This is a genomic window from Rhodococcus sp. 3258, from assembly GCF_031456475.1.
In the GTDB taxonomy this organism is placed as follows: Bacteria; Actinomycetota; Actinomycetes; order Mycobacteriales; family Mycobacteriaceae; genus Rhodococcoides; species Rhodococcoides fascians.
This window is the reverse complement of the sequence record NZ_JAVDUT010000001.1, coordinates 631,019-646,923: the sequence shown is the minus strand read 5'-3', so window position 1 is coordinate 646,923 and position 15,905 is coordinate 631,019. Positions and strand designations below refer to the sequence as shown.

The following is a 15,905-nucleotide window of genomic DNA, read 5'->3' as shown; positions in this document are numbered from 1 at the left end:
CGACGAGATTCCCGCCGGGAAAGCTGGGGCGTTACGACTGTCGACAGGCTCCCGCTCGTCCGGCTGCGCAGTGGCCGATCCGACGCAAGCGATGACGCACGACTTTTTCGATCACCGATCCAGTGTGCCACGGGGTAACCGTCCTGAAAAGTCGGAGATGACGCCGACGACCACGGGATGTGGGTTTGTCGGTACGCGCCGGTAGCCTGGCCAGACGATGAACACATTCCTCCAGGGCCTCGAGTCCCGTAAGAACACCTCGTCCGACGCGCTGCTGGAGGGGCTCAATCCTCAGCAGCGCGAGGCCGTCGTACACACGGGATCGCCGCTGCTCATCGTGGCCGGTGCAGGCTCGGGCAAGACAGCGGTGCTGACGCGTCGCATCGCCTATCTGCTCGCGGAGCGGGGGGTGTCGCCGGGGCAGGTCCTGGCGATCACGTTCACCAACAAGGCCGCCGCCGAGATGCGCGAGCGAGTGGCAGGTCTGGTGGGGCCGCGGGCGAACGCCATGTGGGTGTCGACGTTCCACTCCAGTTGCGTGCGCATCCTGCGCGCCCAGGCGGCATTGTTGCCGGGATTGAACTCCAACTTCTCGATCTACGACGCGGACGACTCACGTCGGCTGCTGACGATGATCTCCAAAGACCTGCAGATCGACACCAAGAAGTTCTCGGCTCGTCTGCTCTCGACGGCGATCTCCAACCTCAAGAACGAGCTGATCGGCCCGGACAAGGCCGCCGAGGACGCCGACGGTGACCCCGCCGAGCTGCCCCGACTCGTCGCGAAGGTCTATCGCATCTACCAGCAGCGTCTGCGCGCAGCCAACGCCATGGACTTCGACGACCTCATCGGCGAAACGGTGGGAATTCTGCAGGCCTTCCCGCAGGTGGCGCAGTACTACCGACGCCGGTTCCGGCACGTACTGGTCGACGAGTACCAGGACACCAACCACGCCCAGTACATGCTGGTTCGCGAACTCGTCGGCACGCCCGATGCAGACGGCGCGCTCGAGGGCACCGTCGCGCCGGGTGAACTCTGCGTGGTGGGTGACGCCGATCAATCGATCTACGCATTCCGCGGCGCGACCATTCGCAACATCGAGGAGTTCGAGCGCGACTACCCCGACGCTCGCACCATTCTGCTCGAGCAGAACTACCGATCGACGCAGAACATTCTGTCGGCGGCCAATGCCGTCATCTCGCGCAACATCGGACGACGCGAGAAGAAGTTGTGGACCGACACCGGTGAAGGCGAACTGATCGTCGGGTACGTCGCCGACAACGAGCACGACGAGGCGTCGTTCGTCGCGTCGGAAATCGATCGTCTCGTCGACAGCGGGGATGTGCGTTTCGACGAGGTGGCGGTGTTCTACCGGACCAACAACTCTTCGCGCGCGCTCGAAGAGATCTTCATTCGTCTCGGCCTGCCGTACAAGGTCGTCGGCGGCGTCCGGTTCTACGAGCGCAAGGAGGTCCGTGATCTCGTTGCGTACCTGCGCGTGCTGTCCAACGAAGACGACACCGTCAGTATGCGGCGCATCCTCAATACCCCCCGCCGCGGCATCGGAGACCGCGCCGAGGCGTGTGTGGCCGTGCACGCCGAGCAACGCGACATCAGCTTCTCGCGAGCGCTGCACGACGCGGCCGCGGGCAAGGTGGCGTTGCTCAACTCGCGGCAGCAGAAGTTGATCGCTCAGTTCATGGAACTACTCGACGAGTTGCGTGCCGTACTGACGGCCACCGACGGAGACGGCAACGACATCGCCGATATCGGCGACGTGGTCGAAGCAGTTCTGGACCGCACCGGCTATCGCGCCGAGCTCGAGGCCAGTAGCGACCCGCAGGACGGTGCTCGCCTGGACAACCTCAACGAATTGGTCAGCGTCGCACGAGAGTTCACGTCCGAGGCGCGTAACCAGGCCGCAGTGGCCGAAGAGGCGCTCGAAACAGGTGACGACCGAAACGACGACGACGGCGGGGTCGACGGTCTGGCCGAGCCCGGTTCGTTGGCCGCTTTCCTCGAACGGGTTTCTCTGGTTGCCGATACCGATCAGATCCCCGACTCGGGCACCGGCGTCGTGACGTTGATGACGCTGCACACCGCCAAGGGGCTGGAATTTCCGGTCGTCTTCGTCACCGGGTGGGAGGACGGCCAGTTCCCGCACATGCGTGCGCTCGGTGATCCGAACGAGCTGTCCGAGGAACGACGCTTGGCGTACGTGGGCATCACTCGCGCGCGGCAGCGGCTCTATCTCACGCGCGCGATCATGAGGTCGGCGTGGGGTCAGCCCATCGCCAACCCGGAATCACGCTTCCTGCAAGAGGTTCCGCAACATCTGATCGACTGGCGTCGCGAAGACCCGGGCACCGGCGGCGGCCGCGCAATCGGCGGCGGTAGATCCGGCAGCTACGGATCGAACAGTTACGGCTCGGGCGGCGGTTACGGCTCGGGCAACTACGGCTCCGGTAGCTACGGCGGGTCGTCGAGTCGTGGCCAGAGTTCGTCTCCGAGCTTCGGTGCCGCGAAGGGCCGAAACTCCAATCTGGTTCTGGCCGTGGGTGATCGAGTCAGCCACGACAAGTATGGACTGGGTACGGTGCTCGAATCCACCGGTGCCGGAGTCAAGGCGATGGTGCTGATCGATTTCGGCTCGGCAGGTCGCGTCAAGATGATGCTCATCGGCGGCGTTCCGATGACCAAGCTGTAGAAGTCCCGACAACGCGAAAGCCGGGCCCTGCGAAAAGCGGGGTCCGGCTTTGTTGTGAAGCGGTGGAGAAGGACTCAGTCCATTTCGGGTCCGAGGGAGATTCCTCGGGACGCGAGCCAGGGGAGGGGATCGATCTTGACCTCACCCGGAAGGTGGACCTCGAAGTGCAGGTGCGGGCCGGTGGAGAAGCCACGGTTGCCCATGGTTGCGATCTGGTCGCCGGCCATGACGTCCTGGCCCACGGTGACTGTCGAGGTGTCGATGTGGCCGTAGACCGTGATCGTGCCGTCGGCGTGCTGCAGGCGAACCCACATTCCGAAGCCCGACGCGGGACCGGAATCGATCACCTTGCCGTCGGCGACGGCGTAGATGGGGGTTCCGATGGCATTGGCGACGTCGACGCCGGCATGCAGGACGCCCCATCGAGTGCCGAAGTTGGAGGTGTACGTGCCCTGAGCCGGGAGGGAGAACAGCGGGCGACGGGCCGCGGCCTCGCGGGCGGCACGCTCTTCGCTGAAACGCTGGCCCTTGGCGAGCAGGTCGTTGAACTGGCTGAGGTCGACCGGTGCGGCGACGCTGAGGATCTGCGGTGCCTGCGAGGGAGTTGCGCTCGAAGCGTCGGCTACCGGCTCGTCGGCCTGCGGTGCGGTGGTGGCTGCGAGTGCTGCGGCGGCCGGTGCTTCACCCGCGGCGAGTGCGTACTCGGAGGTGGCGACTGCGGTGGGCGCATCGTCGTTGATGACGGCTTGCCCTGCGGCCACGACGGCACCGGCGGCCACGGCCAGCACGGCGGCGCGACCCTTCAGTGCAGTCGGAGGAACGGGGATGCGGTGCGCTCCGCCGCGACGAGCCACGGGGGCGGCGTCTGCGGTGGTTGCGTAGGTCGTGACGACGGTCGGTGTCTCGTCGGCTGCTGCTGCACCGGCGAAATCGGCTTCGACGTACTCGTATGTGGGGTAGGAATAGGCCTCGTATGCACTCGGCTCGGTGGTGGGCTCGTAGCTGTACACCGTGGTCGCGTCGTCCGCCGTCGGGCGAGAGAATCGGCTGGAAGTAAAGGACGCGCGGTGCTGCTGCAAGACCTACAACCTCCGATATCTGTGACCTGGCCGTTACTGAAAGACTCGGCAGACGGTAACGAAATGGTTGCGGCGCGCGCAAGTTAACAGCCGAAACCAGGGCAATATGTGAGATGGCTCACAGGGTGACCAGGGTTTATGTGGGGACACGCCACATCCGTAATCGGACACGAATGCGGCACGTACCGTGACCGACGGCTCGGGGCGCGACCGAGCCGATACCGTCCTACGGGTGCCGACCCCCACCTTCGACGACTCGTCCGCCCACGGCTCCGACCGAGCCGAACCGCAACGTATCGCGCCGCAGGATGCCCGCGGCGGCGTGGAGGATCATTCGCCCACGTCGCGCATCGTCGCCGCCGTCGTGCTCGCTGTCGTCGCCGCACTGTGTGCCGCTGCAGCTCCGTTGATCGGCGTCGTCCAGGCCGTCGACGGTTCGCCGGTGGGCGACGGGGTTTCGTCGGCCGCTGTGCTGGCCGTTGCGCTCCCGGTCGTGGTGGCGGTTGCTGCAGCCGTCAGTGCTGCGATGCGACGCGTCGAATTCGGTGCCGCTCTGCTCGCAGGCTTCGGCGCGGTGACGCTCGGAATCGCGATCCTCGATCTCGCTGTGCTGTCCGATCCGATCGATGCGAACCGGCTCGAGCTGTTCCGTCCCCTGAGCGCCGCGATGCTCGACGCCACCCTTGGCTCTCATGTTCTGCTCGCCGGTCACGCTGCGTCGGTTCTGGCGGGTGCAGCGGGGTGGTCGGCAGTGCATCGCGCAGCGCTCGGTGACGGGTACGGACATTCGGTCTACTCGGAGCACGTGGGACGGGCGACGGCGGGCCGGGTGGGTCCGATGTTGGCGATCCTGCTCGGAGCGTTCGGTGTCGTGGCCGTCGCAGCGGCATTCGCCTCGCTGTACCGGTCGGCCGATCCGGTGGTGATCGTCTCGGCGGTGGTGGAGTCGCCGGTGTTCGTGGCGGTGGGGTCCGCGCTGGTCGGGATCGGCGCGCTCGTGGTCACGGCCTCGGCGTTGGCGTCGCTGTCGCCGGTGGTCGCGTCCGGTGCCGCCGTCGGCGCGGGTCTCGGGGTCCTCTCGTTCGCGGGTGTCGGTCTGCTCGCTGGAGTGGCTACCGGTGCTCGGATCGAGGCCGGCCTCGGGGCATACCTCGGCACCGTTGCCGGGCTCGGGTTGACTGTCGGAGGCGCTGTACTCGCACCTATTGCCTCCGGCCGTGATCGCCGCGCTCTGGCGGCGGCGCGATCCGTCGCCGAGGGTGGTCGGGGTCCGCGCGGGGTCTCGGGGCCCGGCACCACGAGGTGGCATGCGGCAGCAGGCAGTGCGGGCGTACTTGCCGGCGTACTGCTGGTGGCGGGGTCGCTGTTGCCGATTCTCGAGACCGACGCCGCGGGAACTGCGCCCACGATCCTGGCGACCCGCGTGGTGCTTATAGCGGGCTTCGTCTCGATTCTGGCCTCGGTGCCGCTGCTGTTCTCCGAGTTCGCTGCGGCGGCTCGTCCGTTCTTGTCCGTCTTCTGGCTCGCCGCGGTGTCCGCCGCGGCGGCCGTGTTGCAGTCGGTGGTGCTGGCCGAGGATCTCGCGGGCGTCGATACCGGGACGGGTGCTCTGCTGATCATCGCGGGCGTCGTGTTCGCGGCCGTCGCCGGACTGCTGGCCCTGTTCGCCGGATCGGCCGAGCGTGACGACGTCGACACGTCCGAGGATGCGGCCACTTACTTACCGGTGCTGGGAACTGCGCTCGTCGGGGCCCTTCTACTGGCAGTCGGATTGGCCCTGCCCCTGTATCGAGGCAGCGATCTGACCGCGGCGACCATCACCGAGTTCCCGTGGGGTTGGGATACCTGGGGGCAGCTGCTGCTCGCCGTCGGCGTCGTCGTCGCCGCCCTCGTTGCCGCCCGGGCCCGCCCTGCGCGTGGCAGCGTTCTGCTCGCCGGTGCGGCCGTCGCGGGTGTCGTTCATCTCGCGTCGTGGCCACTGACGTCCGCTCGCGCAGCCGACCCGGAGATGGGACCCGGTGTGGTGCCATCGGTCGCCGGAATCGTCGTTCTCGGTGTCGCGGCGGCACTTTCGGCTCGTCGCACCGATCGGTGACGCCGGTTTCACTGCGGCCGCAGCGGTGAGATAGACCACATAGCATCCATGCGCCCGATGCGCCGTCGGGGCACCTGGATAAAGTCCATGCTCAGACCCGCTCACACCCCTGGAGCGGGCGTCAACGTAGACGAGACGGTGAGCTGATGGATCTCTTCGAATACCAGGCGAAGGAATTGTTCGCCAAGCATGGCGTACCCACCTCCGCCGGTCGTGTCACCGACACGGTCGCCGGAGCAACACAGATTGCCGAAGAAATCGGCAAGCCAGTAATGGTCAAGGCGCAGGTCAAGGTCGGCGGCCGCGGCAAGGCCGGCGGCGTCAAGTACTCCAAGGACGTCGCAGCAGCAACCGAGAACGCAGAAGCGATTCTCGGACTCGACATCAAGGGCCATGTCGTCAAGAAGCTTCTCGTCGCAGAAGCCTCCGACATCGCCGAGGAGTACTACATCTCCTTCCTGCTCGATCGCACCAACCGCACCTACCTCGCGATGTGTTCGGTCGAAGGTGGAGTCGAGATCGAGGTGACGGCGGAGGAGAACCCCGACGCACTCGCACGTATCCCCGTCGACGCAGTCAAGGGCGTCGACCTCGCGTTCGCTCGTGAGATCGCCGAGAAGGGCAAGCTGCCCGCCGAGGTGCTCGACGCCGCTGCGGTGACCATCCAGAAGCTGTGGGAGGTCTTCATCAACGAAGACGCTCTCCTGGTCGAGGTCAACCCGCTGGTTCGCACCCCCGACGATCAGATCCTCGCCCTCGACGGCAAGGTCACGCTCGACGCCAATGCAGACTTCCGCCAGCCCGGCCACGCCGAGTTCGAGGACAAGGACGCAGCCGATCCCCTCGAGGCCAAGGCCAAGGAGAACGACCTCAACTACGTCAAGCTCGACGGACAGGTCGGCATCATCGGAAACGGTGCCGGACTGGTCATGTCGACCCTCGACGTGGTCGCATACGCAGGCGAGGCACACGGCGGCGTCAAGCCGGCCAACTTCCTCGACATCGGCGGCGGCGCTTCGGCCGAGGTCATGGCCGCAGGCCTCGACGTCATCCTCGGTGACGAGCAGGTCAAGAGCGTGTTCGTCAACGTCTTCGGTGGCATCACCGCGTGTGACGCAGTGGCCAACGGCATCGTCGGCGCGCTGAAGAAGCTGGGCGACGACGCCAACAAGCCGCTGGTCGTCCGTCTCGACGGCAACAAGGTCGAAGAGGGCCGCAAGATTCTCGCCGACGCCGCGCACCCGCTGGTGACGCTCGCCGGAACCATGGACGAGGGCGCCGACAAGGCCGCCGAGCTGGCAGCGAAGTAGAGGAAACAATGTCTATCTTTCTGAACAAGGACAACAAGGTCATCGTCCAGGGCATCACCGGCGGCGAAGGCACCAAGCACACCGCCCTGATGCTCAAGGCCGGCACCCAGGTCGTCGGTGGCGTCAACGCACGCAAGGCCGGAACCACGGTCAAGCACGTCGACGCACAGGGCAACGACATCGAATTGCCGGTGTTCGCTTCGGTTTCCGAGGCCATGGAGAAGACCGGAGCCGACGTGTCCATCGCGTTCGTGCCGCCGGCATTCTCCAAGGACGCCATCGTCGAAGCGATCGACGCGGAGATCCCGCTGCTCGTCGTCATCACCGAGGGCATCCCCGTGCAGGACTCCGCATACGCGTGGGCCTACAACGTGGAGAAGGGCAAGAAGACCCGCATCATCGGCCCGAACTGCCCCGGAATCATCACTCCCGGTGAGGCATTGGTCGGCATCACGCCCGCCAACATCTCGGGAACCGGCCCCATCGGCCTGGTCTCCAAGAGTGGCACGCTGACCTACCAGATGATGTTCGAGCTCCGCGACTTCGGATTCTCGACGGCCATCGGCATCGGCGGCGACCCCGTCATCGGAACCACCCACATCGACGCCATCGAGGCGTTCGAGGCGGACCCCGATACCAAGATCATCGTCATGATCGGCGAGATCGGTGGCGACGCCGAAGAGCGTGCAGCCGACTACATCAAGGCCAACGTGACCAAGCCGGTCGTCGGCTACGTCGCAGGCTTCACCGCTCCCGAGGGCAAGACCATGGGCCACGCCGGCGCCATCGTCTCCGGCTCGCTGGGAACGGCACAGGCGAAGAAGGACGCACTCGAGGCCGCAGGCGTCAAGGTCGGCAAGACGCCGTCCGAGACCGCTGCCCTCGCGCGCGAAATCCTGGAATCGCTGTCCGTCAAGTAGGACTCGCTTCTGAAAGAGCCCGCCACCGATTTCGGTGGCGGGCTTTTTCGTGCCCCAATCCCTTGTGCGCGTTTTGCGTACCTGAAGGTACGCAAAACGCGCACGACGTATGGGCAGCGCTATTCGGTCTCGAACTTGTCCACTCGCCACAGGACGAACACTGTCATCGCTCCGAACAGCGCCGCCGCGAGTGCGTAGTAGAGCGATTCGAAAGTTCCTGCAGCCCATGCCAGGACGATCGCGGACATCAGAAACAACGCGACTTTGAAGTACTCGAACCTCTTGCGTGTCATGTCTTGCCCTCCCGTTCGACGATGTCGCTGCCCATTCTTCCTGAAAAGTGTTGTGTTGCATAGTAATTGAAATTCACAATGAAGGTAAATGGGAGTCAATAGCTAAAGTAACGACATCATGTCACAATCTCTGTGACACCGTTCGGGGAGGGCTGATGTCGGAATTTCTGCACCGTCTGTATCGACAGGGGTGGCACGCGGACCCGGCTGTACGACCGGTCGGCCGGTTGATGATCGCGGCCATGGTGGTCTCGTGTCTGTATGCACTCGCCTCGGTGGCGCTGGCGAAGTCGCTGGCGGATTTCCAGATGCATCGACAGGGCATGGACGACGACTCCCTTCCGGCCTCGGCGAAAGCGATCGTCTACGGGGCCTACTCGCTGCGGGTGATCACTGCGGTCAGCCTGATCTTCGGCTACTCGTATCTTGTCCAGCGACTCTCCAGGCGCAGTCCATCCGAACATCGGCTCTTGTTGAGCTGGAGCATCTTCGGAGTTGCTGCCTACTCCTACCTGATCTTCACCCCGAATCTTCCGTGGACCCACGTGGTGCAAGCGATTCAAATGGTCATCCTGCTGGCGGTCGCAGTGCTGCTGTTCACGCCTCGTGTGCGGGCCTACTTCGCGGGCGCGTCGGTGGACTAGATTGGCCCCGTGCACAACATCTTCACCACCGCTTTCGTGACGGTCCATCGGCTCTACATCAACAAGGTCGAGCGAAAGGGCCGCACTGCAGCGGAGGTCGACGAGATCGTCCGGTGGTTCACCGGGTTCGATCAAGCGACTCTGAAAGAACACCTCGAGGCCGAGACGACGTTCGAGGACTTCTTCGCGGCGGCGAACCTGAACCCGAACGCGACACTGATCACCGGAGTGGTCTGCGGCATCCGCGTCGAGAATGTCGAAGATCCCCTGATGAAGAAAATCCGATTGCTGGACAAGCTGATCGACGAACTCGCCAAAGGCAAAGCAATGGAGAAGATCTTGCGCGGATGACCGTTGCTCAGTAAATCGAATGAGTGAGCGTTGCGGTGTAGGTGTCGGCGAGCAGATCGCTGTTCGGTACCAAGATGTTCACGGTGGCCGTCCAACTCGTCAGGCACGCTACGCCCCCACCGGTTTTCGCATTGACGGCCGTAGCCGAGAGCGGCACGTTGCTGACGCCAGGGGATTTCACCAACAGAAGCAGGCAGTTTGTCTCGGGAGCGGAGTAGGACGCGACCGGCGTGACCGTCCTACCGGTGTTTTGGCCTCGGAACGGCGAGAGACTCACCGTAGAAGTCCAGTTGCCGAGCACGTTGACGACGCTGAGGCCCATATTTCCGGTCCACGGCACACCAGGCGTGAGCGCACCTTGTCCTGCCTTGGGTGTCAAATCGCTGGTCGTTTCGATATTCAGCAGGCTAGCCGCAGAAGGTGCCGCGGCCGCGCGCGCTGCCGGAACAGGTGATGGGGCAGAGCCGGTCGTAGTCTCGATCGGAACCGTAGGAAGCGTCGGTGTCGTCGTATTGGTAGTCGGCGACACGGCTGGCTCTGTTGTGGGTAGCTCGAAAGTCGGTACGACGCCGGATGTTTCGGTCGGTGCGCTGGACACATCCATCGTGGTCGTGGTGGTGGTCGTGGTGGTGGTCGTGGTTGTTGCGGATGGTGCCGGAGCGTCAGTGGTGGCGATCTGTACCGGAGGGATCGAGGCGGTCGTGTCGGTGGTCGTACATGCCGGTGTCGGAACCGCAGTGGTGGTGGTCGGCACGGGACTTGTGGTCGTCGTAGGTGCGACGACGCAATTCTGTTCGGCTGCAGGGGGATCTGTCAATTGTTGCGCAGACGCTGCTGGGTTGGCGGCGGCTGCAAGAACCACCGCCAACCCGACAGCTACCGCGTGGCGTCGCATCTCAACTGACCTTTCGTCGCCGTATCAGCACGACGACCGCAGCTGCGATCGCGACGGCGATCAGCGCGGCGAGTCCCCAGATCCATACAGGAACACCGGAATCCGACGATGTTCCAGCCGCCGTGACCGAGCCCTGATCAGGGAACGTCAACTCGACGGCCGATGTCTTGCTCACCAACCCGCTCGTGACGGTCACGGCCGCCTGCCACGGTCCCGCGGGAAGCGCGGGGCCGAGCGTAAAGGTAACGCTTCCCGATTGCCCTGGCGCGACAGATCCCCCCGAACCCTTGACCGGTGCAGTCGAAATCCCGCCGGGACCGCCCGACAGCTCCACGGTTCCGCTCGGGTCGAGGGCTCGGCCGCCGGTGTTGGTGATGTTCGCGACGACCTGTGGGGCACCGTCATCGCTGCGAGCAGCGGTGACCCCATCGACGGACAGGTCGGCGGCGGGACCGTTTCCGGCTCCGACCGAAAGATAAGTGCGAATACCGACACGGCTGACATTCTGAATTCCGGTTCCGGTTGGGGCACCGGCAGTTTGCGCCCATACGACGGCATACTGCTCACCCTCGGGGGCGTCGGGTGGAACTGCGATGGTCACCACCGCTTCGGCCGCCGAGTTCGGAGCCAGCGTGAGGTCCGTCGGCGTCACCGACATCCACGTCGTGAGCTCGTTGACGGCGCGGTCGTCACCTACCTCGAAGCCGGAGTCGTCGGCTCCGATCGATGCAGCAGCGGGGTACAGGGTGACCGGCTGCTGCTGATCGGTGCTGTTGCTGACCTCGATGCGCCTGGTGATGGTGGTGCCGGGCGGCAGGTTGTCGATGATGTAGGCCAGCGCCCGCGGATCGTCCTGTAGCGATACGGGCGCCTCGAGCAGGCGAATGCCCACGCTGCCCACCGGTGCCGATTCGGTTGGTTGTTGAGCGGCAGCCGGAGCCTGCGCGACGAACGCCGAAGCGAACATCAGCACGGTCAGGACTCCGGCCGCCAATCCCCGATGAAGTGACATGTACAGATCAGGCCACCGAATGCGTGACAACGCCCGTGTACGTACCGGCCACGACGTCGCTGGGCAGTGCGACGGAGACGGTGCCGGTCCAGGTGGCGGTGTTCGCTCCGACGACCGCTGTCGCGACCACGACAGGCTTGGTGGAGTCGATGGTCTGAGGAACCAGTACTCCGGCCACCGTCGAGACGCCGGTGCGCGCAGGCAGGAGCGGTGCCGAGTAGGTTACTGCGGTCGCAGGGATGGACGCGGGGTCCGGCGCGGGCTTGTCGAACGCGGTGCTGATCGCCGACGCAGTCCAGCCGTTGATTCCGAGTCGCTGGTCGGACACGACGACCGGGGTGATTCCTCCGCTCGCTGTATTGCCGGTGACGGTCAGCGCCTGGGATGTCGGGGCTGTGATGGTGAGTGCACCGCCCGCGACAACGAAGGTCACGTTGGTGGGGACGGCGTTGGAGACGGCGGGCGTGATGACGGCAGCGGCGAGGGCACTGGCAACGGCAACGGTGGCGAAGAGGGACTTGCGCATGAGGGGCGTCCTAGGGGAGTGCGAGTGTTGCGACCCGCCGGTTTGTGATGTGTACAACACTAATCGTCAATTGGTGTGACACGTTACAAATCGTCCTTATCTGTCACGGAGATTTTTTGGCGGCCTGTAACAGGGCGGCGGCCTGAGTTATCGGGTGCACGGTTTTCGACTCGGCTGGCATATTCGACTGGCAATCTTCTTCCTGCGATGGCCGACAGCTGAGAGATACCAGAGTGTTTCTCAGAATCACGCTGAGTCGAACTGTGGTCATCGCTTCGACGCGGGACTTCACTGTGCGTCATGACAACTACCGAAAATCGTGCACTCGCCAAGAACTGGCCCGACGCTCCCACCACTGCCGCCGGATGGGTGTCCCGCGCAGGTGAGGTAGCGCAGCTTCTCGCTGTCGACGCCGTTGCCCGTGACAAGGGTCGTGAGCTTCCGTCCGCAGAGGTTCAGTTGCTCAAGGACGCCGGGCTCGTCACGCTGCTCGGTCCCGTCGAGCACGGTGGCGGCGGCCAGGATTGGCCCACGGCCTACCAGGTGATTCGCACCGTCTCGAAGGCCGACGGCTCGATCGGTCAGCTGCTGGGCTACCACCTTCTCTGGTTCTGGGCTGCGCGTCTCGTGGGCACACCCGAGCAGATCGAGGCCGTCGAGGCCGACGCCACGAAGAACAAGTGGTTCTTCGGCGGTGCCGTCAATCCCCGCGACAACGACGTGTCGGTCACCGACGAGGGCGACACCATCGTGTTCGACGGTTCCAAGACGTTCTCCACCGGCAGTCGTGTCTCGGACGTGACCGTGCTCGAAGGTGCGCTCGAGGGCAGCACCGATCACGTGTTCGCAATCGTGCCGTCGAACATCGAGGGTCTGTCCTTCCACGACGACTGGGACAACATCGGCCAGCGTCAGACCGAAAGTGGCAGCGTCACGATCGACAAGGTTCGCGTCGACTGGGCAAGTGCAGCGGGGTTCGTGGACAAAGTGTTTCAGCCACGCGTCTACAACACCCTCAACGTGCCGACCATTCAGTTGGTGTTCGTCAACTTCTACCTCGGAATCGCGAGGGGTGCTCTCGAGGAAGCCGCGTCGTACACCAAGGACAAGACTCGCGCGTGGCTGCACAGCACGGTGGACAAAGCAGTCGACGAGCCGTACATCATCGACATCTACGGCGATCTGACCGCCAAACTGTGGGCCGTCGAAGCTCTGGCCGACGCAGTTGCGTTGGAAGGACAGAAGATTCACGACAACGCGTGGAACGTCACCGCCGAGGAGCGTGGTGACCACGAGGTGCGGGTGGCCGCAGTCAAGGCTCGCGCCACCGACGTCTCGCTCGAGATCACCTCGACCGTGTTCGAGGCCCTCGGTGCCCGCGCCACGGCCAGCAAGTACGGGTTCGATCGCTTCTGGCGCAACGTCCGTACCCACACCCTGCACGATCCGGTTGCCTACAAGCGACGCGAAGTCGGCCGCTGGGTGCTCACCGGGGAGCTGCCCGAGCCCACCTGGTACTCGTAGTCCCGACATCTCCGGCCCCGATCCGACCCCCGATTTCCGGATGAATGTGCCATCCACGCCATCTGAGCGCGTGGATGGCGCATTCATCCGATGAAGGATGACGCACACATGAGCACCGAAAAGATCGCCGATGCAATCAAGTTCGCGTACTGGGTTCCCAATGTCTCGGGTGGCCTGGTCACCAGCACCATCGAGCAACGGACCAGTTGGGACTACGAGTACAACAAGAAGCTGGCGCAGACCGCCGAGAACAACGGCTTCGAGTACGCGCTCAGTCAGGTCCGTTACGAGGCGAGCTACGGGGCCGAGTTCCAGCACGAGTCGACGAGTTTCTCGCTCGCGTTGCTGTTGGCCACCGAACGTCTGAAAGTCATTGCCGCCGTGCATCCCGGGCTCTGGCAGCCTGCCGTGTTGGCCAAGCTGGGAGCGACGGCCGACCACCTCTCGAACGGCCGTTTTGCGGTCAACGTCGTCAGTGGCTGGTTCAAGGACGAATTCACCCACCTCGGTGAGCCGTGGCTCGAGCACGACGAAAGATACCGTCGCAGCGCCGAATTCCTGCAGGTGCTGCGCAAGATCTGGACCGAGGACGACGTGGATTTCCGGGGCGATTTCTATCGGATCCACGATTTCACGCTCAAGCCGAAGCCGCTCAACACCCCGCAACGGCCCAATCCTGAACTCTTCCAGGGTGGTAACTCGTCCGCCGCGCAGGAGAATGCCGGCCGGTACTCCGATTGGTACTTCAGCAACGGCAAGGATTTCGACGGCGTCACCGAGCAGCTCGACAACCTGCGTCGGGTCGCGCGCGATCACCGGCGTGAGGTCAAGTTCGGGCTCAACGGCTTCATCATCGCGCGAGACAGCGAGAAGGAAGCACGAGATACGTTGCGAGAGATCATCGACAAGGCCAACAAGCCTGCCGTCGAGGGTTTCAGGGGTGCGGTGCAGCAGGCGGGCAATTCGACGGCCGACAAGAAGGGGATGTGGGCCGACTCGACGTTCGAGGACCTCGTTCAGTACAACGACGGGTTCAAGACGCAGTTGATCGGCACCCCGGAGCAGGTTGCCGAACGCATCGTCGCCTACCGACGCCTCGGCGTCGACCTCGTTCTCGGTGGCTTCCTGCACTTTCAGGAGGAAATCGAATACTTCGGAGCGAAGGTGCTGCCGCTGGTGCGGGAGCTCGAAGCGGCCGAATCGAACGACCACGAGTTGGTCACGTCCCACTGACCTGGAGTTCCTCGAGCGGTCGGGTCCGTGCAGTAGCGTGAGATCTCGGACCCGACCGACCTGGGTACGGCACTATCAGGATGAGGAGACGCGATGACCTACTCGCCCGGCAGCCCTGACAACGGGGGCTCCAACTCTGGTGGCTACGGCGGAGGCGGACCGTCCTACGGCCCCCCGTCCACGCCGAATCAGTCCACGCCGAATCAGCCGTCATCCGGTGCCTACACACAGCCCGGTCAGAACCAGCCGTTCCACCAGCCGTCGGTATCCAACCCGTTCGGCCCGCCCGTGCCAGGAACCTCCGCACCGAGCGGGTCCGCGCCGGGCACGTCCGGGCACTCGACGAAGTCGTCCGGTGCCGGGCTCGCACAACTGCCGAAGATCCTGACCTTCGTGGTGCTCGGTCTCGGTATCGTCAACTTCCTGCTCGGCCTGCTCGATTTCGTCACCGCCGAAGTGTCGTCGTCCGAGCAACTGCCCAGCGGCATCCAGACCTCGTTCAGCACCAACTTCTTCGAGTCCGGCGGAAGTGCGGCGTCGATCGCGTTTCTGCTCGCCGCCGGTCTGATCGCAGGTGCGTCGCTGCTGCAGAAGGATGCCCGGAACCAGGCCGTGATCGCGGCACTGGCCATCGCCGGATTCCTGGTGCTGGTCTTCCAATCGTTCAGCCTGCCCAGTGCCGAGGGCAACGAGTTCGCCAGCACCAGCAGTTCGCTCGGAATCGGCGCGATCCTGGTACTCGTGTTGGGCTTCGTGCAGGCAGCGGCCGCTGTGGTTGCGCTGCTGCTCGATGCAGGCATCGTCAAGGCCCCGGCACCCAAGCAGTCCGGCTTCGGGAACCAGGGTCAGCAGTCCGGTTACGGCCAACAGAATCCCTACAACGCGCCGACGACGTCGTTCGGTGGACCGTCCGGACCGCAGAACTACAGCAACCCGCCGGCCTACGGTCAGGCCCCGTCGAACACAGCAGGTTCGTCGAATTTCGGGCAGGCACCGAGTGGACAGACGTCCGGCCAGCATTCCTACGGTCCCGGCGCACAGTCGCCGTACGGCAATCAGCCTGCGCCGAACACGGGACCGCAGGGTGGCTATTCGCCGCCGCCCTACACCGGTCCGAGCGGTCCGCCCGCAGGGCAGGCGTACCCGCCGAACCAGTACCAGTACGGCAACCAGCCGTCCGGTTACGGTCAGCCGTCGAGCACACCCGACGAGTCCGAGTCGGGCTCACAGTCGACGCCGTACGGCGCACCGACTCAGTCGTTCGGTGCCACTCCCGCGGAAGACGACAACAAGCGCGACTGATTTCGCACGTCACA

14 protein-coding genes are annotated in these 15,905 nt (G+C 64.5%); 9 read left to right on the top strand and 5 right to left on the bottom strand.

The window, feature by feature from the left end:
- Positions 1 to 217: 217 nt before the first annotated feature.
- A complete protein-coding gene (pcrA, locus tag J2X62_RS02950) occupies positions 218 to 2,707 on the top strand; it encodes a DNA helicase PcrA (RefSeq protein WP_032388643.1) in 2,490 nt (829 codons plus the stop codon).
- Positions 2,708 to 2,781: 74 nt separating this feature from the next.
- On the opposite strand, the gene J2X62_RS02945 is transcribed toward pcrA, so the two are convergent.
- A complete protein-coding gene (locus J2X62_RS02945; RefSeq protein WP_222057357.1) occupies positions 2,782 to 3,786 on the bottom strand; it encodes a M23 family metallopeptidase in 1,005 nt (334 codons plus the stop codon).
- 232 nt (positions 3,787 to 4,018) lie between these two features.
- Here J2X62_RS02945 and J2X62_RS02940 point away from each other — a divergent pair, with 232 nt between their 5' ends.
- The 3 genes from J2X62_RS02940 to sucD all read left to right on the top strand — a co-directional run bounded on the left by J2X62_RS02940 (position 4,019) and on the right by sucD (position 8,111).
- Positions 4,019 to 5,881, top strand: a complete 1,863-nt coding sequence (locus tag J2X62_RS02940; RefSeq protein WP_222057358.1) for a hypothetical protein — start codon at positions 4,019 to 4,021, stop codon at positions 5,879 to 5,881.
- A gap of 146 nt (positions 5,882 to 6,027) precedes the next feature.
- Positions 6,028 to 7,191 carry an ADP-forming succinate--CoA ligase subunit beta gene (gene sucC, locus J2X62_RS02935; protein ID WP_027496014.1) on the top strand — a complete coding sequence of 388 codons (1,164 nt, stop codon included), beginning with the start codon at positions 6,028 to 6,030 and terminating at the stop codon, positions 7,189 to 7,191.
- Between the two features lie 8 nt (positions 7,192 to 7,199).
- A complete protein-coding gene (sucD, locus tag J2X62_RS02930; RefSeq protein WP_027496015.1) occupies positions 7,200 to 8,111 on the top strand; it encodes a succinate--CoA ligase subunit alpha in 912 nt (303 codons plus the stop codon).
- A 119-nt stretch (positions 8,112 to 8,230) separates the two neighbouring features.
- Here sucD and J2X62_RS02925 read toward each other — a convergent pair whose 3' ends face one another.
- Positions 8,231 to 8,404: a hypothetical protein gene (locus J2X62_RS02925; RefSeq protein WP_155288490.1), complete on the bottom strand. Its 174-nt coding sequence runs from the start codon at positions 8,402 to 8,404 to the stop codon at positions 8,231 to 8,233.
- Positions 8,405 to 8,559: 155 nt separating this feature from the next.
- On the opposite strand from J2X62_RS02925, the gene J2X62_RS02920 reads away from it, so the two are divergent.
- Both J2X62_RS02920 and J2X62_RS02915 read left to right on the top strand, forming a co-directional pair.
- Entirely contained in the window at positions 8,560 to 9,048 is a 489-nt protein-coding gene (locus J2X62_RS02920; RefSeq protein ID WP_310177363.1) for a hypothetical protein, read from the top strand.
- A gap of 9 nt (positions 9,049 to 9,057) precedes the next feature.
- On the top strand, positions 9,058 to 9,399 hold the full coding sequence (locus tag J2X62_RS02915; RefSeq protein ID WP_310177361.1) for a DUF2200 domain-containing protein: 342 nt from the start codon (positions 9,058 to 9,060) through the stop codon (positions 9,397 to 9,399).
- 7 nt (positions 9,400 to 9,406) lie between these two features.
- Here the strand turns inward: J2X62_RS02915 and J2X62_RS02910 are convergent, their stop codons facing one another.
- The 3 genes from J2X62_RS02910 to J2X62_RS02900 form a co-directional block, all read right to left on the bottom strand.
- A complete protein-coding gene (locus J2X62_RS02910; RefSeq protein WP_143537073.1) occupies positions 9,407 to 9,739 on the bottom strand; it encodes a hypothetical protein in 333 nt (110 codons plus the stop codon).
- A 556-nt stretch (positions 9,740 to 10,295) separates the two neighbouring features.
- The gene (locus tag J2X62_RS02905) at positions 10,296 to 11,306 is read right to left on the bottom strand and encodes a hypothetical protein (RefSeq protein WP_310177356.1); all 1,011 of its coding nucleotides are present in this window, start codon (positions 11,304 to 11,306) and stop codon (positions 10,296 to 10,298) included.
- Between the two features lie 7 nt (positions 11,307 to 11,313).
- Positions 11,314 to 11,832, bottom strand: coding sequence for a hypothetical protein (locus J2X62_RS02900; protein WP_032365926.1), 519 nt, complete (start codon positions 11,830 to 11,832; stop codon positions 11,314 to 11,316).
- Positions 11,833 to 12,132: 300 nt separating this feature from the next.
- On the opposite strand from J2X62_RS02900, the gene J2X62_RS02895 reads away from it, so the two are divergent.
- The 3 genes from J2X62_RS02895 to J2X62_RS02885 all read left to right on the top strand — a co-directional run bounded on the left by J2X62_RS02895 (position 12,133) and on the right by J2X62_RS02885 (position 15,891).
- Positions 12,133 to 13,356, top strand: a complete 1,224-nt coding sequence (locus J2X62_RS02895) for an acyl-CoA dehydrogenase family protein (protein ID WP_027496018.1) — start codon at positions 12,133 to 12,135, stop codon at positions 13,354 to 13,356.
- A 108-nt stretch (positions 13,357 to 13,464) separates the two neighbouring features.
- The gene (gene sfnG / locus J2X62_RS02890) at positions 13,465 to 14,589 is read left to right on the top strand and encodes a dimethylsulfone monooxygenase SfnG (RefSeq protein ID WP_310177350.1); all 1,125 of its coding nucleotides are present in this window, start codon (positions 13,465 to 13,467) and stop codon (positions 14,587 to 14,589) included.
- Positions 14,590 to 14,682: 93 nt separating this feature from the next.
- Positions 14,683 to 15,891, top strand: a complete 1,209-nt coding sequence (locus J2X62_RS02885) for a DUF5336 domain-containing protein (RefSeq protein WP_167325311.1) — start codon at positions 14,683 to 14,685, stop codon at positions 15,889 to 15,891.
- Positions 15,892 to 15,905 lie beyond the last annotated feature (14 nt).

What these genes read in the sequence shown, in the direction of transcription:
- pcrA (WP_032388643.1), top strand. Translation starts at nt 218, where the DNA reads ATGAACACATTCCTCCAGGGCCTCGAGTCCCGTAAGAACACCTCGTCC.
- sucC (WP_027496014.1), top strand. Translation starts at nt 6,028, where the DNA reads ATGGATCTCTTCGAATACCAGGCGAAGGAATTGTTCGCCAAGCATGGC.
- sucD (WP_027496015.1), top strand. Translation starts at nt 7,200, where the DNA reads ATGTCTATCTTTCTGAACAAGGACAACAAGGTCATCGTCCAGGGCATC.
- J2X62_RS02925 (WP_155288490.1), bottom strand. Translation starts at nt 8,404, where the DNA reads ATGACACGCAAGAGGTTCGAGTACTTCAAAGTCGCGTTGTTTCTGATG.
- J2X62_RS02920 (WP_310177363.1), top strand. Translation starts at nt 8,560, where the DNA reads ATGTCGGAATTTCTGCACCGTCTGTATCGACAGGGGTGGCACGCGGAC.
- J2X62_RS02905 (WP_310177356.1), bottom strand. Translation starts at nt 11,306, where the DNA reads ATGTCACTTCATCGGGGATTGGCGGCCGGAGTCCTGACCGTGCTGATG.
- J2X62_RS02900 (WP_032365926.1), bottom strand. Translation starts at nt 11,832, where the DNA reads ATGCGCAAGTCCCTCTTCGCCACCGTTGCCGTTGCCAGTGCCCTCGCC.
- J2X62_RS02895 (WP_027496018.1), top strand. Translation starts at nt 12,133, where the DNA reads ATGACAACTACCGAAAATCGTGCACTCGCCAAGAACTGGCCCGACGCT.
- sfnG (WP_310177350.1), top strand. Translation starts at nt 13,465, where the DNA reads ATGAGCACCGAAAAGATCGCCGATGCAATCAAGTTCGCGTACTGGGTT.
- J2X62_RS02885 (WP_167325311.1), top strand. Translation starts at nt 14,683, where the DNA reads ATGACCTACTCGCCCGGCAGCCCTGACAACGGGGGCTCCAACTCTGGT.